25 protein-coding genes, 6 tRNA genes and 3 pseudogenes are annotated in these 25488 nt (G+C 45.7%); 16 read left to right on the plus strand and 18 right to left on the minus strand.

All coding sequences use genetic code 11. The annotated features are described in order from the left end of the window. Positions 1-7: 7 nt before the first annotated feature. The 7 genes from H1A11_RS04980 to H1A11_RS05010 all read right to left on the minus strand — a co-directional run bounded on the left by H1A11_RS04980 (position 8) and on the right by H1A11_RS05010 (position 5969). The gene (locus H1A11_RS04980) at positions 8-2176 is read right to left on the minus strand and encodes a hypothetical protein (protein WP_181757796.1); all 2169 of its coding nucleotides are present in this window, start codon (positions 2174-2176) and stop codon (positions 8-10) included. Then, positions 2098-3588: a DUF6079 family protein gene (locus H1A11_RS04985; RefSeq protein ID WP_181757797.1), complete on the minus strand. Its 1491-nt coding sequence runs from the start codon at positions 3586-3588 to the stop codon at positions 2098-2100. Before H1A11_RS04985 ends, H1A11_RS04980 begins: the two co-directional genes overlap by 79 nt. A 3-nt stretch (positions 3589-3591) precedes the next feature. Continuing rightward, complete coding sequence (locus tag H1A11_RS04990) at positions 3592-4152, minus strand: DUF1788 domain-containing protein (protein WP_131226120.1); 561 nt, start codon at positions 4150-4152, stop codon at positions 3592-3594. Next, the gene (locus H1A11_RS04995) at positions 4139-4903 is read right to left on the minus strand and encodes a BrxA family protein (RefSeq protein ID WP_181758074.1); all 765 of its coding nucleotides are present in this window, start codon (positions 4901-4903) and stop codon (positions 4139-4141) included. Before H1A11_RS04995 ends, H1A11_RS04990 begins: the two co-directional genes overlap by 14 nt. Continuing rightward, on the minus strand, positions 4903-5373 hold the full coding sequence (locus H1A11_RS05000) for a BrxE family protein (protein WP_131226123.1): 471 nt from the start codon (positions 5371-5373) through the stop codon (positions 4903-4905). Before H1A11_RS05000 ends, H1A11_RS04995 begins: the two co-directional genes overlap by 1 nt. Positions 5374-5380: 7 nt before the next feature. Further along, complete coding sequence (locus H1A11_RS05005) at positions 5381-5587, minus strand: helix-turn-helix transcriptional regulator (protein WP_117964421.1); 207 nt, start codon at positions 5585-5587, stop codon at positions 5381-5383. A 205-nt stretch (positions 5588-5792) separates the two neighbouring features. Beyond that, positions 5793-5969, minus strand: coding sequence for a hypothetical protein (locus H1A11_RS05010; RefSeq protein WP_165491397.1), 177 nt, complete (start codon positions 5967-5969; stop codon positions 5793-5795). A 420-nt stretch (positions 5970-6389) separates the two neighbouring features. On the opposite strand from H1A11_RS05010, the gene H1A11_RS05015 reads away from it, so the two are divergent. Continuing rightward, positions 6390-6752: a hypothetical protein gene (locus H1A11_RS05015; RefSeq protein ID WP_131226125.1), complete on the plus strand. Its 363-nt coding sequence runs from the start codon at positions 6390-6392 to the stop codon at positions 6750-6752. A gap of 90 nt (positions 6753-6842) precedes the next feature. Next, positions 6843-7190, plus strand: coding sequence for a hypothetical protein (locus tag H1A11_RS05020; protein ID WP_252195245.1), 348 nt, complete (start codon positions 6843-6845; stop codon positions 7188-7190). On the opposite strand, the gene H1A11_RS05025 is transcribed toward H1A11_RS05020, so the two are convergent. The 6 genes and pseudogenes from H1A11_RS05025 to H1A11_RS19015 form a co-directional block, all read right to left on the minus strand. Next, complete coding sequence (locus tag H1A11_RS05025; RefSeq protein ID WP_255461559.1) at positions 7130-7303, minus strand: DNA-binding protein; 174 nt, start codon at positions 7301-7303, stop codon at positions 7130-7132. The two genes, H1A11_RS05020 and H1A11_RS05025, sit on opposite strands and share 61 nt — an antisense overlap. Continuing rightward, entirely contained in the window at positions 7227-7829 is a 603-nt protein-coding gene (locus tag H1A11_RS19010) for a hypothetical protein (RefSeq protein ID WP_227186954.1), read from the minus strand. Before H1A11_RS19010 ends, H1A11_RS05025 begins: the two co-directional genes overlap by 77 nt. Before the next feature lie 42 nt (positions 7830-7871). Further along, positions 7872-9412 (minus strand): annotated as a pseudogene (locus tag H1A11_RS05030) (toprim domain-containing protein); the annotation flags it as partial. A gap of 63 nt (positions 9413-9475) precedes the next feature. After that, positions 9476-9664: pseudogene (locus H1A11_RS19700) on the minus strand (hypothetical protein); the annotation flags it as partial. Positions 9665-10163: 499 nt separating this feature from the next. Next, positions 10164-10481 (minus strand): annotated as a pseudogene (locus tag H1A11_RS05035) (hypothetical protein). Between the two features lie 16 nt (positions 10482-10497). Next, positions 10498-10689: a hypothetical protein gene (locus tag H1A11_RS19015; protein WP_131226126.1), complete on the minus strand. Its 192-nt coding sequence runs from the start codon at positions 10687-10689 to the stop codon at positions 10498-10500. A gap of 137 nt (positions 10690-10826) precedes the next feature. On the opposite strand from H1A11_RS19015, the gene H1A11_RS05040 reads away from it, so the two are divergent. Together H1A11_RS05040 and H1A11_RS05045 are read left to right on the plus strand one after the other, a co-directional pair. Then, the gene (locus H1A11_RS05040) at positions 10827-11276 is read left to right on the plus strand and encodes a transcriptional regulator (protein ID WP_131226128.1); all 450 of its coding nucleotides are present in this window, start codon (positions 10827-10829) and stop codon (positions 11274-11276) included. A gap of 434 nt (positions 11277-11710) precedes the next feature. Continuing rightward, positions 11711-12595 carry a sensor histidine kinase KdpD gene (locus tag H1A11_RS05045; RefSeq protein ID WP_117599467.1) on the plus strand — a complete coding sequence of 295 codons (885 nt, stop codon included), beginning with the start codon at positions 11711-11713 and terminating at the stop codon, positions 12593-12595. Between the two features lie 13 nt (positions 12596-12608). On the opposite strand, the gene H1A11_RS05050 is transcribed toward H1A11_RS05045, so the two are convergent. Then, positions 12609-13217 (minus strand): thiamine phosphate synthase, encoded by a 609-nt coding sequence (locus tag H1A11_RS05050; protein WP_117599468.1) that lies wholly within the window; start codon positions 13215-13217, stop codon positions 12609-12611. 168 nt (positions 13218-13385) lie between these two features. Then, the gene (locus tag H1A11_RS05055; protein ID WP_181757798.1) at positions 13386-14006 is read right to left on the minus strand and encodes a superoxide dismutase; all 621 of its coding nucleotides are present in this window, start codon (positions 14004-14006) and stop codon (positions 13386-13388) included. A 144-nt stretch (positions 14007-14150) separates the two neighbouring features. Between H1A11_RS05055 and H1A11_RS05060 the strand changes: the two genes are divergently transcribed. The 8 genes from H1A11_RS05060 (at position 14151) to H1A11_RS05095 (ending at position 18514) form a co-directional block, all read left to right on the plus strand. Continuing rightward, entirely contained in the window at positions 14151-16505 is a 2355-nt protein-coding gene (locus H1A11_RS05060; RefSeq protein WP_181757799.1) for an ATP-dependent helicase, read from the plus strand. 141 nt (positions 16506-16646) lie between these two features. After that, positions 16647-17792, plus strand: coding sequence for a carboxynorspermidine decarboxylase (nspC, locus tag H1A11_RS05065; RefSeq protein WP_181757800.1), 1146 nt, complete (start codon positions 16647-16649; stop codon positions 17790-17792). Between the two features lie 111 nt (positions 17793-17903). Further along, positions 17904-17976: transfer RNA gene (locus tag H1A11_RS05070), tRNA-Gly, on the plus strand. A gap of 28 nt (positions 17977-18004) precedes the next feature. Further along, a tRNA-Leu gene (locus H1A11_RS05075) sits at positions 18005-18089 on the plus strand. Between the two features lie 40 nt (positions 18090-18129). Beyond that, a tRNA-Leu gene (locus tag H1A11_RS05080) sits at positions 18130-18213 on the plus strand. A gap of 14 nt (positions 18214-18227) precedes the next feature. Next, a tRNA-Gly gene (locus H1A11_RS05085) sits at positions 18228-18300 on the plus strand. Between the two features lie 27 nt (positions 18301-18327). Continuing rightward, positions 18328-18409, plus strand: a tRNA-Leu gene (locus tag H1A11_RS05090). A gap of 32 nt (positions 18410-18441) precedes the next feature. Next, positions 18442-18514: transfer RNA gene (locus H1A11_RS05095), tRNA-Gly, on the plus strand. Positions 18515-18586: 72 nt separating this feature from the next. Here the strand turns inward: H1A11_RS05095 and H1A11_RS05100 are convergent. Beyond that, positions 18587-19183 carry a DUF4923 family protein gene (locus tag H1A11_RS05100; protein ID WP_044468698.1) on the minus strand — a complete coding sequence of 199 codons (597 nt, stop codon included), beginning with the start codon at positions 19181-19183 and terminating at the stop codon, positions 18587-18589. A gap of 11 nt (positions 19184-19194) precedes the next feature. Continuing rightward, the gene (gene yihA, locus H1A11_RS05105; protein WP_009036961.1) at positions 19195-19803 is read right to left on the minus strand and encodes a ribosome biogenesis GTP-binding protein YihA/YsxC; all 609 of its coding nucleotides are present in this window, start codon (positions 19801-19803) and stop codon (positions 19195-19197) included. A 175-nt stretch (positions 19804-19978) separates the two neighbouring features. Between yihA and recR the strand changes: the two genes are divergently transcribed. From recR to H1A11_RS05120, 3 genes are read left to right on the plus strand one after another with little or no spacing between them, the layout of a single operon-like run. Next, positions 19979-20596 carry a recombination mediator RecR gene (gene recR / locus H1A11_RS05110; RefSeq protein WP_035448317.1) on the plus strand — a complete coding sequence of 206 codons (618 nt, stop codon included), beginning with the start codon at positions 19979-19981 and terminating at the stop codon, positions 20594-20596. 49 nt (positions 20597-20645) lie between these two features. Further along, entirely contained in the window at positions 20646-21104 is a 459-nt protein-coding gene (locus H1A11_RS05115) for a hypothetical protein (protein WP_181757801.1), read from the plus strand. A gap of 13 nt (positions 21105-21117) precedes the next feature. Continuing rightward, positions 21118-21654 carry a GNAT family N-acetyltransferase gene (locus H1A11_RS05120; protein WP_117599474.1) on the plus strand — a complete coding sequence of 179 codons (537 nt, stop codon included), beginning with the start codon at positions 21118-21120 and terminating at the stop codon, positions 21652-21654. Here H1A11_RS05120 and H1A11_RS05125 read toward each other — a convergent pair. After that, complete coding sequence (locus tag H1A11_RS05125) at positions 21647-22240, minus strand: YqgE/AlgH family protein (RefSeq protein WP_165491398.1); 594 nt, start codon at positions 22238-22240, stop codon at positions 21647-21649. The two genes, H1A11_RS05120 and H1A11_RS05125, sit on opposite strands and share 8 nt — an antisense overlap. Positions 22241-22379: 139 nt before the next feature. Between H1A11_RS05125 and H1A11_RS05130 the strand changes: the two genes are divergently transcribed. Then, positions 22380-25487, plus strand: a complete 3108-nt coding sequence (locus H1A11_RS05130) for a SusC/RagA family TonB-linked outer membrane protein (protein ID WP_181757802.1) — start codon at positions 22380-22382, stop codon at positions 25485-25487. Position 25488: the final 1 nt, after the last annotated feature.

The following is a 25488-nucleotide window of genomic DNA, read 5'->3' on the forward strand; positions in this document are numbered from 1 at the left end:
GTTTTGATTAGTCAATAAAAGAGAGGTCGATTGATACGCCCTCATCCATTTGAGGCAATAGACGGGTCAACTCGTTAATAAGTGACTCAACATCCTGTCGCTGAGTAAGGCGACGCTTAATCTGACGACGAACGACTGTAGGTTCGTTAGCTCCTGTAACACTTTCGGCATCAGTTGCGTCACTGCTTTCATTGGGGCGTTTGGAATCATCGTCCTCAGCAGGCGTTGTAACGGCCGGTTTGTTGGCTGCTACAAAATCTTTCACTTTTCGCTCAATACTATCGAATAGACCTAAAGGAGCGTAGAAAGCGGTAAATTGGTTGCACATTTCCTGCAAAAGTTCGAGCGTTTTACCCTCCTGAATAGCAATTCTACTCATCAAGACTTCAATGCTTTGCTTCTGTTCCTCTTTCAATGAACAGAAATCTTCCGAACCACGAATTTCGCTGTTCTTCTGATTGATGAAGAGAGTAGCCTCCGTATAGAAGTGCATGCAAGCCTGCTCAATTTCATTGTCAATGTGTGAAGCTAAATCCGCATATTCTGAAGTGTGATTAAAACAGATTGGATCGAGCATAATATCATTGAAGGCCTGTTCATCTTCTCCCAATTGATTCTTCAATATTTCCAATGTGGGAAGTTGCGGCAAGCGTTGGGTATCATTCAGTCGTTTTTGGATTTTCTTGATAGAAGTGAGAACCTTTCCTTGTTCCTCCGCTTTGAACACCTGGTTGACAAACCTTAATGCATCGGCACAAGCTTTATCTTTGGCAAAGAGATAAGGTGCTTCGGCACCTTCTGAGTCGATAATCTTAACCAAATAATTCACCGCTTGACTAACAGTAGATGTTCCAGCCATTTTCAGTTTTTCAAAAGTGTCCTTCAATTGTTCCACTTTTGTTCGACGTTGCGTGGCGATTTTTAATGATATTTTGGCTATGCTGGCCGGAATAGGAGACAATCCTTGCGGGTTGTACAATTCCTTCAGGGTAGTCATAGCCATCATCATTTCTGCCGGCTTTAAGTGAGCATCTGTATTAAGAGACAACCCAAGGTGGCTGAACGACGTATTATTCTTCATGGCTTCAGCAGCATTCTTGGTGAACATTTTAAATGACTGAGCACCACTTCTTACTACGATAATGCCTGCCTTCAACATCAATGCTACCAAATAACGGATAGTATCTTTGCTCCAGCCATACTGAGCACGGCTGAAGTGGTCGGATAGTTGTCCGCCGTTAGCATCATTGCTTGAGGCGATATAATCCTTTATTTCAGCAAACGCGGCATGACCGGTTTCTATAACGCCGTTATCGCCTACAATGCCAAATGGATTGAGCGATTCAGGCAGCTTGGTAGAATCTTCATAAGCCAATAAATCACTAACAATAGAAGCTGACATGCTACGCGAAGCCAAAGGATATTTGTTATAAACCTGTTCGGCAAAATTCTTCAAGGCTTGCGTTTTGTAAGTTTCTCCATTTACAGATGTAGGCGAACCCTTGCAGATGGTTTCGCTGTTGTTTTGTGATTGACGCAAAATGCGTGTAATTTCCTGTCGATTCTTATCGGCATCTGCTTGTTGGGCACGCAGATAGTCTTGGATTTCCTTATTAGTATCGTGCCGATGGTTATTACAAATGGTTTCGTCTCTCACCACGTCAATTAGCAAGAGTTCTATGTCCTGAGGCAAGGTGCATACCCAAAACATGGTCTGCTTATTTTCCACTTTCGTACTTTCAGTGAGGAGCGCGTTATGCACTTTCTCAAAGTCGCTGGCGTCCACGAAGCGAACGTTTAGTTTGATGTCACCTCCCGGAATCAACACAGGATTCTGTCTGCCACGGCATAATTCCACCGTTGCACTAATCGTCTTCGAGCCATAAATACTAACAGATGGTGCCGGGGATAGAATATCATGCACCAACTCTTTCATGACTTTGAATTTATCAGAGTCAGTTGCATTTATTCTGGAACGTTCATCTTGAACGCTAAGAATGGCATTGGTCATGAATCGGAAACGTCCATCAATTTCTTGGAGTGTAACGCCGGCAGTGTCTTTTATTTCATCCAGTAAAGCACGAAGTTCCGGTTTGCTCAATGGATGGCCAATCTGTTGGAACAGTAAGGAACAGAGATTGTCGAACGACAAACAAAAGTCGTCCAACAATTGCATAATGGCAATCGTCTTGCATACTCGCGAAAGTCTTGATTCTTCTCCATATACGGATGAAGAGCATCATAGAATAAATCCGGCGTAGCCATCTTGCCTAAATGGCATTCTGCCAAATGGCCATCTACCAACAAGTCTCTAATCAATCGAATGACTGAACGAAGACCGGAGCCACCACTTCGGCTTGCCAGCTTTTGAAGTAAAGCCAGCAAGATATCAATATGAACGGGTAAGAAGGGATAGAGATTGGCAAACAATTCGCAGGTCAATGGCTTCATATACAACGAACGATCCATATTGGTTAACCGCGTTTCTAGTTTAATGGATGCTTCATTGCGATTGAATAGGTCGGTCAACACTTCTTTTCCCTGAGGAGACTTTCCCAACAGTCGTTTTGTGATGATTTCCTTAATATCATCAGCTTCTATATCAACCTTGATGGGGAAACGGTCATTAAGCTTAAAGAGTTTGTCAGAGTTGACTTGTGCATGAGGGTTGTCTTCAGTCAATGTCTGCTGAGCAGTACCGATGAGCCAAACATTTCCTTTAAATTGAGATTTCAGGATTTGCATGGTTCCCTGCATACTACGAATCAAATCTTCACTGCCCCCTACGTATTGTCCAATTTCGTCGAGGACATAGATAATGCGTTCTTTGCCATATTTTTGTTTGACCAATGAACAGAGTCGCTTGAAGCGATCGGTTTCATTCTCAACGGATTCAACTTTGATAGCGTTATACTCTTCTGAAGAGGAGAAATATTCAGGCAGTATGACTGGCGCAAATTTGGCAGCATATTTATTGGCTATCAACTTCTTTGACTGAATAACCTCCCAGTCTTTCCCTTCTGCTTTGACCAATTCGCAGAACTGGTCATATTTACCCTCTTCTTGAAGAATGGAAATAAAATCCATCAGTTTAGGGTCGGTAGCTTTGATGCCTATGAGCTTCAACGTTTCGTAATACATAATATCGCTCACGGTCGATGTAATACCAGCTGTAGCTTCGGTGGTAAGGTCAATCATAATGACCAGCGGATCATATTTTTGGATAACCGCACGATGCAAGGTCTTGAGTGCATTATCTTGAATTCGGTTCATCAGTTTTTCACCAAAGCTAATACCATCCACCTTTAATGACTGCTGGAAGGAGTAGCCTAAATATTTGGCAAATGAGCTCTTACCTGAACCATAAAATCCAGATACCCAAACACCCACTTCGTTGGAAGAATCACGGAATGCAGACTCCAATTCTTCGATAACCTTTTCATAGTTATCGTGCAACTTGTCGGTTACTACATATTCATTGATTTCGTTTTTTAGATTCTCCTCGCTATTATCTGCAAAAGTGACAACACTTTCAATTCGGCGATTGATGTCCTTGGACGAATCAAATAGTTCTTTTATGGTATTCATGTCTTAGAAGTTTTTTGAACGATAGCTACCGTCCATGGGATAAATATTTAAAAATGTTCTGGCAATGCCTTGAGCGCTGCCGGGGTAGAGAATTAAGATAGGAAGGTCAATCTTGTTGTATATCAATTGTTCGATGCGACCAATCTTATCATAAGGATGAAGAAGCTCAAGATCCTTGAGGATGAGCAAAGGATGAGCTGTGGCCATCATCTCTTGTTGAACAGCAAGAATGGCACGGGCAACCACCGAATTGTCTTGTATTTCTTGACGAATACTCTCATAAAGATCAAATTCATTTTCTTCATCTACCCACACTTCATCATAATATTCATGATTGTGAATATACTCTTGCAGAATTTTGCCAATAGAAAGTACTTTTACATTTGCAAAGCCATGAAATTTGGCTTTGGGAATCAAATGGAGGGGAATCATACGATATACTTCCATAGCATCCTCTACATCATAATTTACATAGCAGATGGGGCGGTCGCCTGTCGGATTAAGTATATCAGGACGACTTAAATAAGCAAGTGCTTCCTCAAATTTTTGTTCATAAAGTTGCATTAATAAACTCCTCCATTGATTTGTAATTCCATGAAATAGCAAGCAATTCACCAGATGTCTGAGCCATATAGGCACCTTTGAGACTAAGGTTCATTATTCTATCCAACACTTGATGACGAGTCAGGTTAAAGAGGCGCCATTCTTCCATTTCCCAAATAGCCATATCTGACATTCCTGCAAAATGCTGTTCATGCATAAAATAAAGAATTGTAAAGTCGTTCACTTCATAAGGTAGGATTTCGCCTTTACGGTTAATCATTTCATAATCGATAAAACATGAACGGACATAAGAGGCGTTACGCTTCTGTACAGACTCGCTCCATTTTGCTCTGCCTTCTTTTACTAGGTTTTCAACGTATTTTGTGAAGGCATCCCTATCAACAATATGCAGGTCTTCATTTTTGCATGAATTCAAAATTTTTGTGACGGCATCGAAAAATACAGCGTTTTCGCGAGCACAATAGACCATGAGAAGTTGAGTAAAATGCTTCAATGACAATCCACACTCACGAATGAGTTTAAGCCAAAGAGGCACATTGGGATTTACTTTCATAAATCTCTGGAAAAAGACATCATAGATAATATGAACCAGTCTATTTTCCGTTTTGCATGACAGGCAATCATTTTCTTTCACACACTTAATGAGCGCATCCTTGTCCATGCCTTCCTGATAAATAGAGAGCAGAGACAGTGTTTCATTAATCATGCCGGTGCCATGAGTTAACTGAGTTGTGTATTTAGGATTCCTCATCAATTGAAATATGGATAACAGCAATAACTGTTGGTGAATAAATTTGTGTAATGATAAGCCATCACTCTTAGAGAATTGTCTATATCATCTGACAGCTTTCCAATATTTATAGCTTCAAAACAAGGATCACATGCCACTGTAGCCATGGAACTGATGAAGTCAAGTGGCTCCATGCCTAAGTTTACGTCATCGTCCAAATGATGTTTAAGATAGACATAAGTTTCCTCTTCTATTTGTATCGGACATTTGAAAAGGCTATACATATCTTTAGGTATAAAATTCTCATGGGTCTTTTGGACGATATTAATCATCAAATTATAAAAGGCCAATTTGGAAGACTTAGGAAAAAGGTAATACATATATTCCTTTGCTGCATTATCTTCCAAGCATGGCCAAAGTCCCTTGCCGCATCCTGCTTTGTAAACAGCAAAACGCAATTTAAGTAGATTGACTATATCCGAATTTTTCATGTTGCTCTTATTGTTTATTGGTAGGTATTAGCAATTCTCGAATGTCGGCTTCTAACAATTTGGCCACCTCTGCCAGAGTTTCTATAGATGGCTGTGATGTGTTAGTACACCATTTGCTTATCGTAGCAGGGTCTTTACCCATTTTATCTGCTAACCATCTGGCTGTTTTCTTTTTCTCAACGAGAACCACTTTTAGCCTATTTAATTCTGCCATAATGATAAATTGATTGTAGTAATACGCAAAGATAAAACATTAGAATGACAATATACAATATTTGTTTGATTATTTGATTGATTTTTCTATGAAAATTACACGATAACTCTACCGAACGCAGGCTGGCGCTTGCGGAAGTAGAGCCATTGAATGGTTTTGGCAGTTGGCTCACAGATGTTGGCCGCCACTTCCGATTTATCGTATTTTATGCGATGCCGGAAGTGACGACCTTTTGGGGACGATGCGCCATCCGGTTTGCTCCGTGTCTGCGACACCAAGCAAAGCTCGGCTGATTGGCTTTTGCTACGAATGGAGGACTCCAGTCCGTTGCCATAGAGAGAACCTGCAAGGCTCCACTTCGCTTCACTTTATAGGTTCTCACAACGGCAACGGTTTTCGGGAAGCATATCTTCAAGATGGATGGGGTATTGGGTTGCGCAAGCTTTCATGAGGAATTTATCTAGGATAACCTGTTAGAGCTAATTCTTTCCCTTGGAGTCATGTTCAGGAAAGTCTTGGAACCATTGGAGCTTCTTGGTCCAACTCGTTTTGTACGTGCAAAGGTACTGCGGACGGGAGAAACGTCAAGTGCCGCTGACGCTTTCGGACGGAGGACTTTCCAGCAGCCTTCCACAATTTGTGTCAAATTGGGTATTCCGTAAAGTCCTCTGTCCTCCCACTTGCTTTATTCTCCCTGGTGTCCGCAGTGAGGGGATGCATGTAAAACGGTTTTCCCAACCAAGAAGCTCTAAAGAGCTTCACAAGAGGGATCGGAAACGTAACCAACTTAAATGATATAATTATGTACAGACTCATGATAACACAGTTGGAGGGAGCCTTGAAAGGTTTTCCTCTCTATTCCCAGGACGGCAAGGGAAAGGACGCTATTTGCCATGTCATCTTTGCGCTCGGTGGCGTGCAGTGGCTCATTCTTGAAGGTGAAAAGGAAGGAAACGACACCATCCTCCTCGGTATCGTCATCGGGCTGATGGAGGACGAATACGGCTACATTTTCTTGAATGAGCTGTCGGACATTGATTTGGACTTGACCAAACAAGGCTTCGGCAAACTACAAGTAAGGCAGCAGGAGAACTTCCATCCGGTGCCGCTGAAGAAGTTGCGTGACTGCTGGTTGCAGGAGTTCCTTGCAAGAATGGGTGAATGAGTGTGAGAACGAAGTGAAAGTAACAACAAAATGACCTGCCTTATCCGTCACGGACCGGGAAGGTCTCAAATAGTAGGTTTAGTCTGAGATATGAGGAATGGAAATATATTCAGTATCGCAGCCCAACTCGGTTGGACTGCTTCCGCTCAGTACAAGGAAGGCAGGCTCTTCTTTGACTTCCATCGGAAGACCTTGAGCGGTGTGCCGTTTACCTTCACGGCAGAAATGAAGGACGGCAAGGTTAGTAACCTGGTGAAGGAGATTGAGTCCTTCGTGGATGCCAGCTTGCCGAGGCAGACGGCAAATCCGTTTTGGCTGGTCTGCCCTGGAGCCAGTGGAACTGAGTTCCGCTGCCCGGCAAGTCCAAAGGCAGCCTTCTATTCACGAGGGCTGTCCTTGAACTTGCGTTCTCTTCTTGGAAGACCCGCTTCCTTGTAGGCAATGAGGTCACTTCCCTGGAAGAGGATGCCCCTTTTATCGGTGTAGATCCGGATAAAAGGCAAAGGTCGCTCGGGATTGTTGATGTAGTCGTAGATGGTACATCGGTGCACCCCGAGGTAAAGGCAGGCTTCCTTGATCATTATCAATGGAATATGTTGCTTCTTGGCTGCCATGCACAGCGTGAACAGGAGGGAGTATAATCCGTTTACTGCCACTGGAGAGTTGACGAATGCTGGTGGCAGAAACATTGTGTACTTCTTTGATGCGTACGTCATATAGTTTGCTTTGTCCGTCTGCCAATGTAATAGCTTCTGCTGAAAACTTACTAATGCCGGATATCAACTGCTTGAGACCATCGGTTAGGATGTCATAATTTTCTTCATCCGTCTGTTTCAGGTAATACAGATATTCACTCAAGGTGCGTCTGCCCAAAATGGAAATGCCTTTATTTTCCTCGGCAGAAAAATAGCTTTGCGGATTGTCTAAGGTTTCTATATTGGGGATGGTGATGGCATATATCTGTTTGGCAATGTCGTTAAAGAACACATGGTTGGTGGCTGTTATGGTAGAGAGGGCCAACTGTAAGGAGGTTACCTCATACTGTTGTAACCATTCTTCCTGTATTTCGCCCAGCAAACGCAAATATTTTCGCGTTTAGACGTTCCTTACTCTTCATGTCTGTTTTAACCCGAGAAAGGCCGGATGAGATTTCAGGTAAGAGAGGATGGTGGACCACGACGAGCGGTTGGCCGTGATGTTCTGGGTGGATTTCCGGCTGCTGAACAACGAGGAGATGGCAGCCATGTTCAGGTAGAGAATGGGGTGGGCTTCCTTGAACTCGATGTCCATGTTTGTCAGCATCGGACGGAATTTCGTGAGGTAACGGATGTTGAAGTGTACCTTCTCCACACATTTGCCGATGGTTTGCCAGCTCTGGAGCATGTTCCAGAAATCTACCACCTCGGAGCTCTCCTTCGCCAGTTCATTCTGATTGTGCATGCCACTGATGCAGGTCTCCAGCATCTGGGTGTAGTTGAACGATAGGTTCAGCACGGTTTCCAGCGTGCGGAAAGCAGCCAGCGGAATCACCCAGTTACCGAAGATACGGTCATGGATCTGTTCATCCTCTATCCGGATGGCCAGCTCGTTCTTGGTGATGCCGTACTGGGTTGCGAAGTTCTTTTTAAAGAGGTCACGGTATTTGAGAATTTCCAAGGTCAAATGGGTCAAGCCCAGATTGCAGATGGCCTGCAGCTCTTCGTAGTGCTTCTTTTCCAGGATGCTGAAGCTGGTCTTGGAGTATTCCAGAAATAGCACACGGGTATAGAGCGCCATGTCCTGAGTAGGCTTCTCCTGACCGCAGATGACCATTCCGGTCGTGACAATGGTTTGTGTGGTCATGCCGTCCGTCTGGGTGTTCTTCTTGGTCTGTTCACCGCCACCCCAAAGTCCTTTGAGAAAGGCGATCTTCCGGATGTCGAGGTCGTTCTTATATTCGTTAAACACGACAAGAATGTTTACAGCCTGGGAACCCCGGTCGTTCATGGCCGGAACGGAAGCCACACCCATGTTGGGCGGTTCCACATCGTGAAGGAAGAAAGCCTCCAGACTGGTGGCCAGCGTGGTCTTACCTGTACCTTTCTCACCAAACAGGTTCAAGATGGGGAAATGGCGGGGCTTCCGGTACACGATGTCACGGAATAGGGTAGCAAGCAGATAGCCAAAAGTCACCTGGGCATTGTTCCCGAAGACAGTGGTCAGCTTTTTTCCTGCTTTCGGTCCATCGTTGTTGAGGAAGGACTTTTCTTGGAATTGTTCCGTATCTGCTCCACGGCACTCCGCCACAGTCGGGTCTTGCCGTGAATCTTTCCCAACTGCTCGATGCACTGGGTATAGACCATCTGGTCTTTGACATAGCGCAGCAGCCCAGCGATCAGGCTGACGCATTGCCCCTCTTTGACAAGTGAATCTACTTGGGCAAACAGTTCCTTCGCCATGACCGCCTTGAAACCAGGGCCGTAGGGACTGCCCTTGGCCAGGTCCGTATCGGGAATGAAACAAAGCGAGTTGGTGTAGTGCTTCAGGATCTCAAACTGGTTCTCGTTCCAGGCCGTGCCGAGTGTGGCCACTGTATTCTCCAGTCCGATGGAATGCAGGCGTAGCACATCCGGCGCTCCTTCCACGATGATGAAGTTGGCCGCGTCACGCAGACGGAAAGCCCAGTCAATGCCGAACAATGTTTCTCCCTTGGTGTAGAGCAGACTGGTGATGGAGTTGATGTATTTGGGCGCTTTGGGGGTGGTGCCGATATACCGGGCCGTATAAGCGATGATGCGTCCCCATTTGTTCCGGATTGGAATCATAATCCGTTTACGGAACATCGGATAGAGCTTTTCGTCTTCATTTTTCCGGAGTATCCCCAACTCTATCAGCAGCTCTTCCTGTAGTCCCTGCTGTCGGCAAAAGTCCATGAACGCATGGATTTCCCGTGGCGCATAACCGATACCTGCTTCTGCACAGAAGTCCTCCGGCTATCGGTTGTAGGCATATTCCCGGGCATGACGGCTGTCATCATTGGCAGAAACGCGCAGATTGTCTGTAAAGAAGGTCTGGACTTTTTCCAGTACGGCATACAAGGAATCCTTGTGTGCCTGCTTTACCTTGTCGGCTGTAGCCGTTCATCCGGTATTTACGCAATGTCTTGTAGCAGACGCCCAGTTCTGCACAAGCTCTTTTTACTGAACTCCCAAAGGATCTACTATTGGCTTTGATTCTATCATATCTTTAAACTTTTTGGATATACCAATGGTCTATGAGAATGGGGTACACCAGATTTGTGTGGTATTCTCATTACATATTCAAATTGATAAAAACCAGTTCCTACTATTATGGTTTGTCTCCCAATAATGAATTAAGTGGCTATACTCTGGGAGTATGACGAGGTTAAGTATAGTCGCTGTCGTTTTTAATCTAGTCTTTTTTATCTTGCTTACGTACTCTTTTAGTTCTTACTTGAACTTTTTTGAAGTAGTTTTGAGTGGTCCGCTGGAGAAGTCTTAGGTCTGCAGTTCTGTATTCTAACTTGCCTGGTCGTTTGCACGGCTCAACCTTTCCTTCCTTCCGCCAGCGTTCAACATTACGTCTGCCAAATAATCTTCAGGCCTTGTTTTGACTGATGTATTCAGGGTTGTCATGGGTGGATTGAATCATGTTGGCAATTCTAGCTGCTAAGTCATTGGCGAACTCTTCGTATGGAATCATTTGGTCCGAGAATTCTAGAACATTCATAGGACTCAGGTTTAGTCTACGAAACTCGTGTAACCATAATTGTGTGGGTCTCCCGATTCGTTCTGGTTTTGAACTGTCGGTTGAGAATCATTCCTAGTTTGGAAGCTTGTGTTCGAACACTTTTCATCTTTTCGATGGGGAACTCCATGCTTTCGCCTACTTCAAGAGAAACGAGCGCAGGACGGATTTTTGTAGAAATTTCATTCATAAAACTTTGGTGTTTAATGTTTAACCATGCCCCATGGTTATGGGTTTGTACGCCCCAAATTAAATGATTTATGTTTATAATAGCCAATAAATGTTTGATGTCTTTTTGAGCTTCAATTAAAATTTTGTTCGTATGCTATGAGTATAGGAATAAAGCATGTTCATATTGGCAGGGAGATTGATAAACGACGTCTAGAGCTAGGTATCAGTAAATCAGAGCTTGGACGGTGCATTCATGTGCCCCAGCAGCACATCAACTGTATTCTGGAGAAAGAAACCATCGACACAGGCAAACTTATAGATATAAGTGTGGCCTTGGAGAAGAATTTCTTTGATCTGTATGCTTCTGATATGCACAACGTATCTGCATATCTGGCAGCAGTATCCATTCATGGAGATGCCAATAATATGATTGGCGATTCAGAAGTTGCGACTGAGCTGTCCCAAACGAAAGTTGTTTTGGAGGAAAAAGACAAGACCATTCAGGTTCTAACTGACGAAATCAAGCGTCTGGAGGAATCACTTGAGGATAAGACACTCATCATATCCTTCTATAAGGAGAAGGTGGGTGAACCAATAAAGAAATAACCATAGTTGCCTAGTCTGGAGAGATTGGTAGAGGTTGTGGTGAGTACAAGATTTTAGTGAAGTAATAGATATGAGTTGCAGGCTCAGAGCTTACCAGCATAGTGTAAGCATCTGATAGTTAAGCCAGCTTTTCAACGATGCCTTTAAGTCATGATGGAAAATCCATCAAACTTTAAACTTTAAATAAACATTCGCTTACACAGGAAGTGTTTGCAATTGATTTTCATAGCTATATTAGAGTGGCACAGGCTGCCATTGAAGGCTGATACCAATAATACTGAATAATGAATTTATGGACTGCATGCTTTACTTGGTAATGGCATGCGGCCCATTTTGTTGGAAAAAAACTGTAGTTTCTATTAATTTATTTGTATTTTCTTTAGTATATTTGCTTCCTATAATTTTATAGTTTTCCAATAAGCAAGCAATAAACGATGATGCTAACAATTACGGCAGCATATGATGTCTGGACCAGCGGCCTCTATCAGAAGGATGAAGCATTGATATACAGTTTTGGCATGATTGTCATTCTGCTTTTGGTCATCATGATAATCATTTCCATCAGTAAAAGCAAAAGGTTGAAGACGTTGCAGCGCATTAATGAGGTTGCCGAAGAATCCAACCAGCTGAAGGATGCTTTCATAGCTAATATGACTCACGAAATTCGTACTCCTTTGAATGCTATTGTAGGCTTTACAACTATGCTTGCCGAAATGGATGATCTGGACAGAGAAACCCGTATGGCTTTCCTGAAAGAGATTAATGATAACAAGGACTCGCTGCTGCAACTGGTCAATGACTTGCTGGACTATTCAAAGATTGAGGCAAAGACCCTGGAATATAATGATGGAGAAGCGGATGTGAACGCGCTGATTGATGAAGTCTGCACGACAGAGAATATGCGCTCGCATCCCACAGGTATTCAGGTGGAGTTTGTAGAACGGCTGCCTCAATGCCGTTTGGTGGTAGATCGCGTGCGCTTTGCCCAAGTTATAGGTAACTTGGTGAGGAACGCCTTGAAGTTTACGGAGATGGGCAGTGTGAAAATCGGTTGTAGGAGATTGAGTAATCATAACTTCTATTTTTATGTGGCAGATACAGGCTGTGGCATTGATGAAGTGGGAAGACATGCCATCTTTGAACGGTTTGTGAAGATGAACTACAATATTAAAGGTACGGGGTTGGGGCTTTCCATCACTAAATCCATTGTGGAACACTATGGGGGAGGTATAGGTGTGGAGTCCAAGAAAGGGGAAGGCTCCACTTTCTATTTTACGTTGCCTGCCGGTATTGAATACAAAGAGTACGGTAAATTTTGATTTACCTGCGCTCTCAATCAGCCATTTCCTTCAGCTTCTTGAAGTGGCGGATTACTTCCAGATAATCGCGGTCGGTGCAGGCGTTGAATTTATTCCATAAGTCACCCATTATAACGGCACCACCGAATCCGTAATCCTTTATCTCCAGGATGTTATCGGAGGTAATGCCTCCCAAAGCCATGACTTTGCTGTCTATAATTTTACTTTTTTCTGCTTGTCGTAGTTCTTCGGCTGTAAAGCCTGATGTAACTCCGGTCTTTGTGATGCAATTATATATCGGACTCAAGAATAGATAGTCATAAAAATGTTTCTTGTTCCGCACTTCGTCCAGCGAGTGGCAGGTACAGCTGATGTGTCCTGAATAATCGTGCGGTTCTTTGGGGTTGCGGGTGTTTAGATGAATCCCCATCAGGCTGAATTCTTCCTGTAGGTAGAAGTGTTCATGAGTAATGATGCGCTTATGGTATTTTTGGGGTATCAGCGTTAAAAGTCGTTCTGAATACATGGCGGGAGTTTCCGGCTTCCTCAGATGTAGAATATCCAGCCCCTCTTCGAATAGTGCCGTGATAATCTTGTCTTCTTCCACAAAAAATGTGGGTGCTGTTACTACGATGAGTTTCATTTCTTTCGTTTAACTTTTAAGTTTAGCAAAGTTAATGAATACTTATGGTAGAAGCCAAGGAATTTCTTTAAAATATGTTAGATGGCTGCTTTAAACAAGAAAACGCCTTCTTGCGTCTTTATAACTCAAGAAGGCGTCCTTCACATGGCTTTGTGGGACCTCGTTGGTCTATTTGAATCTTTTACTTACCGCATCCCAATCAACGATGCTCCACAATTCGTTTACGTGATCGGCACGGCGGTTCTGGTAATCAAGATAGTAGGCATGTTCCCACACGTCGAATCCGAGTAGCGGAACAAGACCGGCGCGTACCGGATTGCTACCGTTGGCTTCTTTGGTGATGTGGAGTTTGCCGTTCTTGTCGGCAGACAACCAAGCCCATCCGGAGCCGAACAAGCCGACAGCTGCCGCGTTGAATTCCTTCTTAAAATTCTCAAAGCTGCCGAAGTCGCGTTTGATGGCTTCTGCCAGCTTGCCGGTAGGCTCGCTGTGGGCAGGCTTCGGGGCAAGCTGTAAGAAGTATAATGTGTGGTTCAACACTTGTCCTGCATTGTTGAAGATGGCACCGTCCGGTGCTGTGGCAACAATGGTTACCAGGTCTTTGTCTTCAAATTCCGTTCCCGGAACGAGGTTGTTGAGGTTGTTCACGTAGGTTTGCAGATGTTTACCGTAGTGGTAATCTATGGTTTGCTGACTGATTACAGGTTCCAGTGCATTGTTAGTGTAGGGAAGTTTTGGCATTTCGTAAGTCATAACTGTTATCATTAAAATCGTTAATATTGTATTCATAAGTTTCAATTATTTAATTTTGGAACTTTACTATATAAACACTATAACCTATAGAAATGTTCGTACGTCTCCGAAGCTTTTTTTATCTTTGCCTCCGTAAAAACAAAGGAAGGAAAAATATCATCATTTTAAGATTATACGGATATGCCCGATTATATAGAGGAACTGAACGAAGGACAACGGAACGCGGTGTTATACAATGACGGTCCGTCACTGGTGATAGCCGGTGCCGGTTCGGGAAAGACGCGCGTGCTGACCTACAAGATTGCTTATCTGCTGGAGAATGGCTACCAGCCTTGGAACATTCTGGCATTGACCTTTACCAACAAGGCGGCGCGCGAAATGAAGGAGCGTATAGCCCGTCAGATGGGGCCGGAGAGGGCGTGCCATCTGTGGATGGGAACCTTTCACTCCATATTCCTGCGCATTCTGCATGTCGAGGCCGGGCATATCGGTTTCACTTCGCAGTTTACCATTTACGATACGGCGGACAGTAAAAGCCTGATACGTTCCATTATCAAGGAAATGGGGCTGGATGAGAAAGTGTACAAGCCGGGGATGGTGCAGGCGCGTATCTCGAATGCCAAGAATCATCTGGTTTCTCCGGCAGGCTATGCCAACAACAAGGAGGCTTACGAAGGAGACCGTGCTGCCAAGGTTCCGGCGCTTCGCGACATCTACCAGAGATATTGGGAGCGTTGCCGGCAGGCGGATGCGATGGACTTCGACGATTTGCTGTTCTACACATTCCTGCTGTTCCGGGACCACCCCGAGGTGTTGGCGCGTTATCAAGACCAGTTCCGTTACATTCTGGTGGATGAGTATCAGGATACCAATTTTGCACAGCACAGCATCGTGCTGCAACTTGCCAAGAACCATCAGCATGTCTGTGTGGTGGGGGATGATGCACAGAGTATCTACTCCTTCCGTGGTGCCGATATTGACAATATTCTCTATTTTACGAAAGTATATCCCGATACGAAGGTCTTCAAGCTGGAGCAGAATTACCGTTCCACCCAGACCATTGTCCGCGCGGCCAACAGCCTGATAGAAAAGAACCAGTGGCAGATACGCAAGGAAGTGTTCTCGGAAAAGGAGAAGGGAGAGGCCATCGGTGTGTACCAGGCATACAGTGACGTGGAAGAAGGGGATATTGTGGTGAATAAGATAGCTGAACTGCGGCGTGAAAAGCGCTATGCCTACTCTGATTTTGCGATACTCTACCGTACCAATGCGCAGAGCCGTATTTTTGAGGAAGCCATGCGCAAACGCAGTATGCCTTACCGTATTTACGGAGGTTTGTCGTTCTATCAACGCAAGGAAATCAAAGATGTTATCGCTTACTTCCGTCTGATAGTGAATCCCAATGATGAAGAGGCTTTCAAACGTATTATCAATTATCCTGCACGGGGTATCGGAGATACGACAGTGGGAAAAATCATTGCTGCCGCCACCGGGCACAATGTCAGTTTGTGGACCGTGCTTTGTGAGCCGTTGGCGTATGGCTTGAACTTCAATAAAGGTACGGTGGGAAAGTTGCAGGCATTCCGCGAACTTATATCTGCCTTTATCACAGATGCTGCGGAGAAGAATGCCTACGAGATTGGTGCTGACATTATTCGCCAATCGGGCATCATCAATGATGTGTGTCAAGACAACTCTCCCGAGAATCTGAGCCGTAAGGAGAATATAGAGGAGCTGGTGAACGGTATGAGTGATTTTTGCGCCCAACGGCAGGAGGAAGGAAACTCTAACGTGTTGTTGGGTGACTTCCTTTCGGAAGTTTCCCTTCTTACCGACCAGGATTCGGATAAGGATGGGGACGATGAGAAGATAACCCTGATGACTGTACATTCGGCCAAGGGATTGGAGTTCAAGAATGTGTTTGTAGTGGGGATGGAGGAGAATCTTTTTCCCAGCAGCATGGTGGGTGACTCTCCCCGGGCATTGGAGGAAGAACGGCGGCTGTTCTATGTAGCCATCACACGTGCCGAAGAACACTGTTTCCTATCGTATGCAAAGACGCGTTTCCGGTACGGCAAGATGGAGTTTGGCAGTCCCAGCCGTTTTCTGAAGGATATAGACGTACGGTTCCTGCGCCTGCCTCAGGATGCGGGAATGTTCCGCAGGGTAGAGGAGGAAGCTGCCGTTTTCCGCAGGGAGAACGCCAGAGGCTTTGCGCCTGATAGGGAAGATGCTCCGTATGGAGGAAAAGAGTGTGTGTCTGTACGGCCGAAGCAGCAGATTATTGCGCCGACCGTTCCACGTAACCTGAAACGGGTGGCGCCTTCTGCAAATACGGCAAGTACATCGCCTTCTGCCGGCGCGTCTGCCAACCGTGTACAGCAGGGACAACTGATAGAGCACGAACGTTTCGGCCTGGGTGAAGTTTTGAAAGTGGAGGGCGAAGGAGACAATGCGAAAGCCACCATCCGCTTCAAGAATGCGGGAGACAAACAACTTTTGCTGCGCTTCGCGCGTTTCAAAGTGCTGTCATAGGATAGTACGCATCTTTTGTCTCACACAGAGGCGGGATACTTGTAAGAGGATGATGGCATGAGTGTAGGACTGTGGTATCTTAAAAAAGACAGTTAGAACGATACATACGGACAATTTAGAATAGTAAATATAGATAGAAGAATGACAAATAAAGACTTTTCCCTTTTCCCTTCTCCCTGCTATATTATGGAAGAAGGATTGCTGAGAAAGAACCTCGCACTGATAAAAAATGTGGCCGACCGCGCAGGTGTGGAGATAATCCTCGCTTTCAAATCATTTGCCATGTGGCGTTCCTTTCCCATTTTCAGGGAGTATATAGACCACTCTACGGCAAGTTCTGTCTACGAAGCCCGTCTGGCATTGGAGGAGTTCGGAAGTAAGGCACATACGTACTCGCCTGCCTATACCGAGGCCGATTTTCCGGAGATAATGCGGTGCAGCAGCCATATTACTTTCAATTCGCTTTCGCAGTTCCACCGCTTTTATCCGGTAGTGGTGGCGGAGGGAAGCGGCATTTCCTGCGGTATCCGTATCAATCCTGAATACTCTGAGGTGGAAACGGAGCTTTATAATCCCTGCGCACCCGGTACCCGCTTCGGTGTAATGGCCGACCAGCTTCCCGAAGAACTTCCGGCGGGTATTGAAGGTTTTCACTGTCATTGTCACTGCGAGTCTTCTTCCTACGAGCTGGAACACACATTGGAGCACTTGGAAGGAAAATTCTCCCGCTGGTTCTCACAGATTAAGTGGTTGAATTTAGGAGGCGGGCATCTGATGACGCGTAAGGATTATGATGTAGAGCATCTTGTCCGTCTGTTGCAGGGCTTGAAGGGGCGCTATCCACATCTTCAAATCATTCTTGAGCCCGGTTCCGCTTTTACTTGGCAGACCGGTGTGCTGAGCTCGGAGATAGTGGACATTGTGGAAAACCGCGGCATTCGTACCGCCATTCTCAACGTTAGCTTTACGTGCCACATGCCGGATTGTCTGGAGATGCCCTATCAGCCTGCAGTGCGTGGAGCGGAGATGGGCGATGCGGGCCCTTACGTCTATCGCCTTGGAGGAAACTCCTGCTTGAGCGGCGACTATATGGGACTGTGGAGTTTCGACCATGAGCTGCAGATAGGGGAGAGAATCGTCTTTGAGGACATGATACATTACACCACTGTAAAGACGAATATGTTCAATGGAATTCACCATCCGGCCATTGCAATGTGGACAAAAGAAGGAAAAGCTGAAGTTTTCAAGCAATTTTCTTATGAAGATTATCGTGGGCGAATGAGTTGATAATCAAAAGTCTGCTTGTATGCCTGGCGAAAATGTACACTTTTCTGTGTGAAAAAAGTCTGCAGAATGTTTGCAGGTTTAAGGAAAATATCTACCTTTGCATCCGCAATCGCGGAAATAGCTCAGTTGGTAGAGCATAACCTTGCCAAGGTTAGGGTCGCGAGTTCGAGTCTCGTTTTCCGCTCAACGCAGTTTAGATTGCAATTACCTATGCCCAGGTGGCGGAATTGGTAGACGCGCACGTTTCAGGTGCGTGTGTCGAGAGGCATGCAGGTTCGAGTCCTGTTCTGGGCACCAAGGTAAAGCAGTCGGTTCTTTGAATTGTTGAAAGTAAGTTGGAGAGGTGGCGGAATTGGTAGACGCGCTACTTTGAGGGGGTAGTGACAATTATGTCGTGGGAGTTCGAGTCTCCTTCTCTTCACGCTTTTATACATTGCGGAAATAGCTCAGTTGGTAGAGCATAACCTTGCCAAGGTTAGGGTCGCGAGTTCGAGTCTCGTTTTCCGCTCTTTCAGATGTATTGAAGATGACTTATGCCCAGGTGGCGGAATTGGTAGACGCGCACGTTTCAGGTGCGTGTGTCGAGAGGCATGCAGGTTCGAGTCCTGTTCTGGGCACTTTACTCCTCAAAAAAGGAGAGTCATCCAATGCGGAAATAGCTCAGTTGGTAGAGCATAACCTTGCCAAGGTTAGGGTCGCGAGTTCGAGTCTCGTTTTCCGCTCTTTTCAGATAAAAAAATCCCGCAAGCATTGTTCGGTGCTTGCGGGATTTTTTTGTTGTATGGAAGTTGTTGTTACAGTTTCTGTAATGAGAATCCGAGCATCATTCCGTCGTAGCTGTTGGCCAGCGAGCCGATACTCTTCAGAGTGGAGTTGCTGCTTTTGCTGGAGAGGAAGGTTATCAGTTTCAGTAGCTTGTCCGATTCGAACAGCAGGTCCATAGTTGTGGAGGTAGCGTTGACCTTGGCATTCATACCTATCAGCTTGGCGAATTTCAAGTTGACCTTTTGGGTGGATGCATTGTAGGAGTAGCTTCCCTTCATGCTCTTTTGCCCTACTTTGGCGCTGAATGTGCTGTCGGCGTTGAATGTGAATGACATTTGCCCGGCTTTGATGCCTACTTTGGCAAGCTGTTCGTCCAGTTTCTTTTCTGCGGCTGTGGCGGCAACGGCACCGCCGGCTTTCTGCAGCAGGTTGTCCGATTCGAATTCAATGGCGGAGCCGGTATACGACCAAGTGCCGGTCATATCCGCTGTTGACTTGCCGGTCACGGCATTTACCGCCTTCTCTATATTTTCTTTGTTGAACAAATCCTTGATGGATTGTGCGTGACTATTGCCGGTCAGCAATAGTGCGGCAACAAACAGTTGCCAAAAAACTAATCTTTTCATTTTACTTATGTCTATTGTTTGCTATTCAGGCTTTTGTTGATACTTTCGATATAGTCCAGCAGTTCTTTCCGTCCCATGCGGTTTTCGGAGGAGGTGATGAAGTAGGGGGGCAGCTCTTCCCATTGTTCCTTCAACTGTTCCAGGTATTCGTTGATGTGGGTGTTCAGTCTGCCGCCTTTCAGTTTGTCGGCCTTTGTGAAGACGATGGCAAAGGGTACGCCGTTCTCGCCCAGCCATTCCGTAAACTCGAGGTCGATGGCTTGGGGAGCCAGCCGGCTATCTATAAGAACAAACAGACAAGTCATCTGTTCGCGTTGCAGTATATAACTTTCTATAATACGTTTGATTTGTTCCTGACCTTTCTGTCCCCGTTTGGCGTAGCCATATCCCGGAAGGTCTACAATGTACCAGCTCTTGTTGATTAGGAAATGGTTGATAAGCATGGTCTTTCCCGGTGTGGCAGAGGTCATGGCGAGTCCTTTCCTTCCGGTCAGCATATTGATAAGACTGGATTTTCCTACGTTGGAGCGTCCGATGAAAGCATATTCGGGAAATGTACCGGCGGGGCATTTCCGCACGTCTGTGTTACTGATGACGAATTCGGCGTTTGTAATATCCATTTTGTTGCCTTTTTGGGGTTTTACGTGTGGCAAAGGTAGCACTAATTTCATAAGTTTGCACTATCTTTGCCCAGAAAGCGAAGATAGGCTGCACCTCAGCATAAAAAATGAACGAGTTCATTTTATTCTGCATTCGGTTTGCACTATCTTTGTGGCCAATAGGAAAATTTTAAGTATGAATGGACAGTTTCCCTCGACATTATTGGAGAAGGCGGTAAATGAGTTTGCCAAGTTGCCCGGAGTGGGACGTAAGACGGCTATGAGGCTGGTTCTTCACCTGCTCCGCCAGGATACGGCAGTGGTGGAAGCGTTCGGCAATGCCATTGTGACGCTGAAGCATGAAGTGAAATATTGCAAGGTATGCCATAATATATCAGATACGGAGACGTGCCGCATCTGTTCCAGTCCGCAACGGGACGCTTCCGTGGTCTGTGTGGTAGAGAATATCCGTGATGTGATGGCTGTGGAAGCCACACAACAGTTCCGTGGTTTGTATCACGTGTTGGGAGGCGTCATCTCGCCGATGGATGGCATTGGTCCCGGAGACTTGCAGATAGAAAGCCTTGTGCAGCGGGTAGCCGCCGGTGGCATCAATGAAGTGATTCTTGCCCTGAGCACGACGATGGAGGGAGATACGACAAACTTTTATATCTACCGCAAGCTGGAAAAACTGGGTGTGAAGCTCTCCGTCATAGCCCGTGGCATTTCCATCGGCGACGAATTGGAGTATACGGATGAAGTGACTCTGGGACGCAGTATCGTGAACCGCACTCCATTTTCCGGAACTGCCTGATCGTGTTGGGCTTCTATCAATTATTCATTATCCACTATCAATTCACTAAATGGAAGAACAAATAAAGAAGACTGCATTGCGTGTCCGAATAACTTTTGCTTATTTCTGGATGCTCCCCATCCTACTCGTCCTGCTTGGAGAAACCGGAGGCGAATGGGTAGGTATGTATGCCGGAGATGTACGTGCTATCTATATGGCTGAGACGATAACCATTCTGCTGGCTGCCTCTTGCGTGCCCGTATCCCTGAAACTCTTTTCATGGGTATTAATCCGGAAAATAGATGTAGTGACGCTTCCCGAAGCCCTCCGCCTTTATGCGTTGTGGAGTGGCGTGCGGCTGGCATTGCTTGCCATACCAGTGCTTGCAGGTTTTTTCACCTATTATATAATGTTGAGCAGTACGGGTGTACTGTGTGCACTGATAGGACTGACGGCTTCTCTGTTCTGCCTGCCGGGTGATGGACGCCTGCGTAAAGAACTGCATATCAATAAAGAAGAAGAAATGTAACCGACTGGAAGATATGAATAAATCTTATTTCTGTAGTGAAAGGGTGCGTCTCCGTGCTATGGAGCCGGAAGACTTGGAAGTGATGTATGCTATGGAGAATGATTCCCGGACTTGGGATGTGACGAACTTCACCGTGCCCTATTCCAGATTTGTCTTGAAACAATATATTGAGAATTCCGAATGCGATATGTTTGCCGACCGCCAGCTGCGTATGATGATTGTACGTGTAGAGGATGATGCGGTGATAGGCACCATTGATATTACAGAGTTTTCTCCCATGCATGCCCGGGGAGAGGTGGGCATTGCTATACGGAAGGAGTATCAGGGCAATGGTTATGCCAAGGAAGCGTTGCGTTTGCTGTGCGACTATGTTTTCAGTTTCCTATATCTGAAGCAGTTGATAGTCCATATTTCGGTGGATAATGAGGCAAGTATCCGCCTTTTTGAATCCTGCGGTTTTGTGCGTTGCGGGCTTTTGAGGGAGTGGTGGCGCGTAGGAGGGTGCTATAAGGATGTCGTATTGTTGCAACTTCTCCGCAACACTAATTGAACGTTGGAATCTGGGGGAAACGCGACCATATTTCATATTTTGCTCCCAGCTTGCACAATGCCTTCTTCCAGAGTGTGCCGCTGGCTGCCTCGTCCATTAGCGAGCTGATGTTTTCTTTGCCTACCAGCCAGGTGTTTTCTTCAATTTCCCGGTCCAGCTGTTCGTACTCCCAGCCGGAGTATCCCAAAAAAAATCTGATTCTGCCTTTAACGGAATTTCCCTGCATGATGTAGTTTTTAATGGCTTCAAAGTCACCGTTCAGGTAGAAGCCTTTGCCGATGGGCAATGCTCCGGTAATGCCCTTGAGCGTGTGCAAATAGAACAACGTATCTGTGCTGAGCGGTCCTCCTTTATAGATAGGTATGTTTTCCGGGCAGTTGAAGTCTTTCAGCACATCATTCAAGAATAGGGGGAGAGGTTTGTTCATAACCAGTCCCATTGTGCCGTCATGTGTATGGTCCACCAGTAGAATGACGGATCGCCCAAACATATGGTCACACAAAAAGGGTTCGGAAATCAAGACCTTTCCCCGGGCAGGAACCACATGGTTTGTTTCTATCTTGAATAGATCTATATTGCTATACATGCCCCTAATATACATAATATTCCACAATAAACAAAAGTTCTTCGCTGTTTTTCATTTTAAAAGTTTCTTTTCTCAGATTTTATGGTTTTTTTATTCGAAGAAAATGCTTAAATTTGCAAGTAATTGGCAATTTAATGCAATGAAGTATACTACACTATATACGTTAATTTTAGGGCTGTTTTCTATAGGATGGACGGATTGCCCGGAGGGATTTTGGGAGCGTATGCAACGTCCGGGGCATTCCGAAATACAGCTTTCCAAAGTGACGGTAAGTGGCTGTGTGCTGGATGAAGGTGGGTTTCCGCTGGCCGGTGCCACTATTCAGGAGAAAGAAACGGCCAATGGTGCGATAGCGGATTCGGAAGGAAAATTCACGCTGGTGGTTGCCGATAATGCAGTGCTCCGTATTTCATTTATCGGCTACATTTCTCAGGATATTGAGGTGGAAGGACGTTCGACCTTTCATATCACACTAAGAGAAAATATGATAGAGCTGGATAATATCATTGTTACCGCTTTGGGTATCGAAAAGAAAGAAAATTCTCTTTCTTATGCCACAGATTTAATAAAAAACGAGGAATTGACTCGAGTAAAAATGCCCAACTTAATCACTTCGTTGACCGGCAAGTCAGCTGGTGTGCGTGTTAACCAGGTTTCTTCCGGTCTGGGAGCTTCAGCCAAAGTCAGTATCCGTGGAGTCCGTTCGGTGGCGAGTGACAACCAACCTCTGTACGTGATAGACGGTGTTCCCATTCTGAACTCCATCTCCGAGCAAGCATACTCTGCCATAGGCGGGACGGCCAATGCTGGCAACCGTGACGGAGGGGACGGCATTTCCAATCTGAATCCTGAAGATATAGAGAGCATCAGTATCCTGAAAGGAGCTCCCGCGGCAGCTTTGTATGGTAGCCAGGCTGCCGATGGGGTGATACTGATTACTACAAAGAAGGGGCAGTCGCACGGGCAACGCAGTGTTTCTTTCTCGACGAGCCTGATGTTCGACAATGCTTTTGCGCTACCCAAGATGCAGAACCGCTATGGAGTAAGTGACGGTGTGGACAGTTGGGGAGAACGGGCAAACCTTCCCGAATACGATAATCTGAGAGACTTCTTCTCTACTGGTGTCACCTCCATAACTTCCATCTCCTTGAGTCACGGCAATGAGAAGTTGCAGAACTATTTCTCCTATGCCAATACTACGGGGCATGGCATCATTGGGAAACATAACCTTTCGAAGCACAACCTCACTTTCAGAGAGACTTCCGTTCTATTGAATTCCCGTCTGAAGTTAGATGGCAGTATGAACCTGATGCGCCAGGTGGTGAAGAACAAGCCTACCGTGGGTGGTTTCTACATGAATCCTTTGGTGGGGCTCTACCGTTTTCCACGGGGTGAGGATATTGCTTATTATAAGGAGAACTTCGAGGTTTATGATGAGGGTAGAAACTTGAACATACAGAATTGGCATACCTCCTACGAGGATTTTGAGCAGAATCCCTACTGGATTACCAATCGCATATTGAGCAAGGAGAACCGCATGCATGTCATAGTCTCCTTATCCGCCAATCTGAAGATAAACGATTGGTTAAGCCTGCAGACCCGTGGCAATGTAGACTATATTAACGACAAGGTGCGTCAGCAGTTCTATGCCTCTACCGCTCCGGCGTTAGCGGGAGCCAATGGGCGTTATATTGAGATGGACTATCAGGAAACCCAATATTACGGAGACGCCATACTGATGATGAAAAAGCAGTGGGATGCATTCTCTCTCAACGCGGCGCTCGGTGCCAGTATCAATGATAAGACAGTGAACTCCACCCGCTATGACTCTAAAACAGCTTCGCTGAAATATGCCAATGTGTTCAATCTGGCCAATATCATCATGAATGGTTCTGCCGGGCTGGACCAGAAGATTGATGCGCGGCGCCAATTGCAGTCCTTGTTTGCGACGGCACAACTGGGCTACAACGAGTTTGTCTATCTTGATTTGTCGGCTCGTAATGACTGGTCCTCCACGCTGGCTTATACATCTCATGAGAAAAGCGGGTTCTTCTATCCCTCCGTGGGATTTTCGCTGATATTCAATAAGCTGATGACTTTACCCCGATGGGTGTCACTGGCAAAGATAAGGGGGGCATACAGCATGGTGGGCAATGATATTCCCATGTTCATCACAAATCCTTCCTCGCATATCACGGCGGGTGGAGAGTTCCTGGCAAGTGATGCCGCGCCGTTCAAGGATATGGAACCGGAGATGACGCATTCCTTTGAGGCGGGTATAGAAGCGCGTTTTTTAAAGAACCGCATTGGTTTGAATGCCACTTTCTATAAGACGAATACCCGGAACCAGTTCTTCAAGCTTCCCACTCTGTCGGGCGATAAATATGCCTACCGTTATGTCAATGCGGGTAATATACAGAATGTGGGGTGGGAGGTTTCATTGGATGCCGGTCCTTTGCTGACAAACCATTTCAAGTGGAAAACAGAGGTAAACTTCTCCACCAACCGCAACAAGATAATTTCACTGCACGAAGCGCTGAAGGAGTTTCTTTACGGTCCTACCAGCTTCTCGTCCAGTTATGCCATGAAATTGGTGAAAGGGGGCTCTATCGGTGACATCTACGGAAAAGCTTTTGTACGTGACGATGCGGGCAATATCGTTTACGGCACGGAAGGAGACAATACTGGCATGCCTTTGGTGGAAGGTGATGGCAATACGGTGAAAGTGGGCAATGCCAATCCAAAACTAATGCTTGGCTGGAATCATATGCTGTCTTACAAGAATTTTTCTTTCTATTTTCTGGTGGATTGTCGCTTTGGAGGCGATATTTTGTCTCAGACGCAGGCGGATATGGATATGTATGGCGTTTCTGAAGTCACGGCCCGGGCCCGGGACAAAGGTTATGTAATGCTTGAAGGTAACCGGATAGATAATGTGAAAGGATTTTATAAGAATGTTGTAGGCGGACGGGCCGGGGTGACGGAATATTATATGTATGATGCCACGAACATCAGGCTGCGTGAGCTGTCCGTGGGCTACCAACTGCCTGCTGCCTGGATGGAAAAGACCAAAGTCCTCAAGCGGGCACAACTGTCCTTTTCGGGACGCAACTTGTTCTTCTTCTACAAAAAGGCGCCTTTCGACCCTGACCTGGTACTCTCTACGGGCAACGATAACCAGGGAATTGAAGTCTACGGTATGCCTACCACGCGTAGTTGGGGATTTTCTTTGAAGTGTGAATTTTAAG

Source organism: Bacteroides sp. CACC 737 (assembly GCF_013874375.1).
Classification (GTDB): domain Bacteria; phylum Bacteroidota; class Bacteroidia; order Bacteroidales; family Bacteroidaceae; genus Bacteroides; species Bacteroides uniformis.

What these genes read in the sequence shown, in the direction of transcription:
- H1A11_RS04980 (WP_181757796.1), bottom strand. Translation starts at nt 2,176, where the DNA reads ATGCAATTGTTGGACGACTTTTGTTTGTCGTTCGACAATCTCTGTTCC.
- H1A11_RS04985 (WP_181757797.1), bottom strand. Translation starts at nt 3,588, where the DNA reads ATGAATACCATAAAAGAACTATTTGATTCGTCCAAGGACATCAATCGC.
- H1A11_RS04990 (WP_131226120.1), bottom strand. Translation starts at nt 4,152, where the DNA reads ATGCAACTTTATGAACAAAAATTTGAGGAAGCACTTGCTTATTTAAGT.
- H1A11_RS04995 (WP_181758074.1), bottom strand. Translation starts at nt 4,903, where the DNA reads ATGAGGAATCCTAAATACACAACTCAGTTAACTCATGGCACCGGCATG.
- H1A11_RS05000 (WP_131226123.1), bottom strand. Translation starts at nt 5,373, where the DNA reads ATGAAAAATTCGGATATAGTCAATCTACTTAAATTGCGTTTTGCTGTT.
- H1A11_RS05005 (WP_117964421.1), bottom strand. Translation starts at nt 5,587, where the DNA reads ATGGCAGAATTAAATAGGCTAAAAGTGGTTCTCGTTGAGAAAAAGAAA.
- H1A11_RS05015 (WP_131226125.1), top strand. Translation starts at nt 6,390, where the DNA reads ATGTACAGACTCATGATAACACAGTTGGAGGGAGCCTTGAAAGGTTTT.
- H1A11_RS05020 (WP_252195245.1), top strand. Translation starts at nt 6,843, where the DNA reads ATGAGGAATGGAAATATATTCAGTATCGCAGCCCAACTCGGTTGGACT.
- H1A11_RS19015 (WP_131226126.1), bottom strand. Translation starts at nt 10,689, where the DNA reads ATGAATGAAATTTCTACAAAAATCCGTCCTGCGCTCGTTTCTCTTGAA.
- H1A11_RS05040 (WP_131226128.1), top strand. Translation starts at nt 10,827, where the DNA reads ATGAGTATAGGAATAAAGCATGTTCATATTGGCAGGGAGATTGATAAA.
- H1A11_RS05045 (WP_117599467.1), top strand. Translation starts at nt 11,711, where the DNA reads ATGATGCTAACAATTACGGCAGCATATGATGTCTGGACCAGCGGCCTC.
- H1A11_RS05050 (WP_117599468.1), bottom strand. Translation starts at nt 13,217, where the DNA reads ATGAAACTCATCGTAGTAACAGCACCCACATTTTTTGTGGAAGAAGAC.
- H1A11_RS05055 (WP_181757798.1), bottom strand. Translation starts at nt 14,006, where the DNA reads ATGAATACAATATTAACGATTTTAATGATAACAGTTATGACTTACGAA.
- H1A11_RS05060 (WP_181757799.1), top strand. Translation starts at nt 14,151, where the DNA reads ATGCCCGATTATATAGAGGAACTGAACGAAGGACAACGGAACGCGGTG.
- nspC (WP_181757800.1), top strand. Translation starts at nt 16,647, where the DNA reads ATGACAAATAAAGACTTTTCCCTTTTCCCTTCTCCCTGCTATATTATG.
- H1A11_RS05100 (WP_044468698.1), bottom strand. Translation starts at nt 19,183, where the DNA reads ATGAAAAGATTAGTTTTTTGGCAACTGTTTGTTGCCGCACTATTGCTG.
- yihA (WP_009036961.1), bottom strand. Translation starts at nt 19,803, where the DNA reads ATGGATATTACAAACGCCGAATTCGTCATCAGTAACACAGACGTGCGG.
- recR (WP_035448317.1), top strand. Translation starts at nt 19,979, where the DNA reads ATGAATGGACAGTTTCCCTCGACATTATTGGAGAAGGCGGTAAATGAG.
- H1A11_RS05115 (WP_181757801.1), top strand. Translation starts at nt 20,646, where the DNA reads ATGGAAGAACAAATAAAGAAGACTGCATTGCGTGTCCGAATAACTTTT.
- H1A11_RS05120 (WP_117599474.1), top strand. Translation starts at nt 21,118, where the DNA reads ATGAATAAATCTTATTTCTGTAGTGAAAGGGTGCGTCTCCGTGCTATG.
- H1A11_RS05125 (WP_165491398.1), bottom strand. Translation starts at nt 22,240, where the DNA reads ATGTATAGCAATATAGATCTATTCAAGATAGAAACAAACCATGTGGTT.
- H1A11_RS05130 (WP_181757802.1), top strand. Translation starts at nt 22,380, where the DNA reads ATGAAGTATACTACACTATATACGTTAATTTTAGGGCTGTTTTCTATA.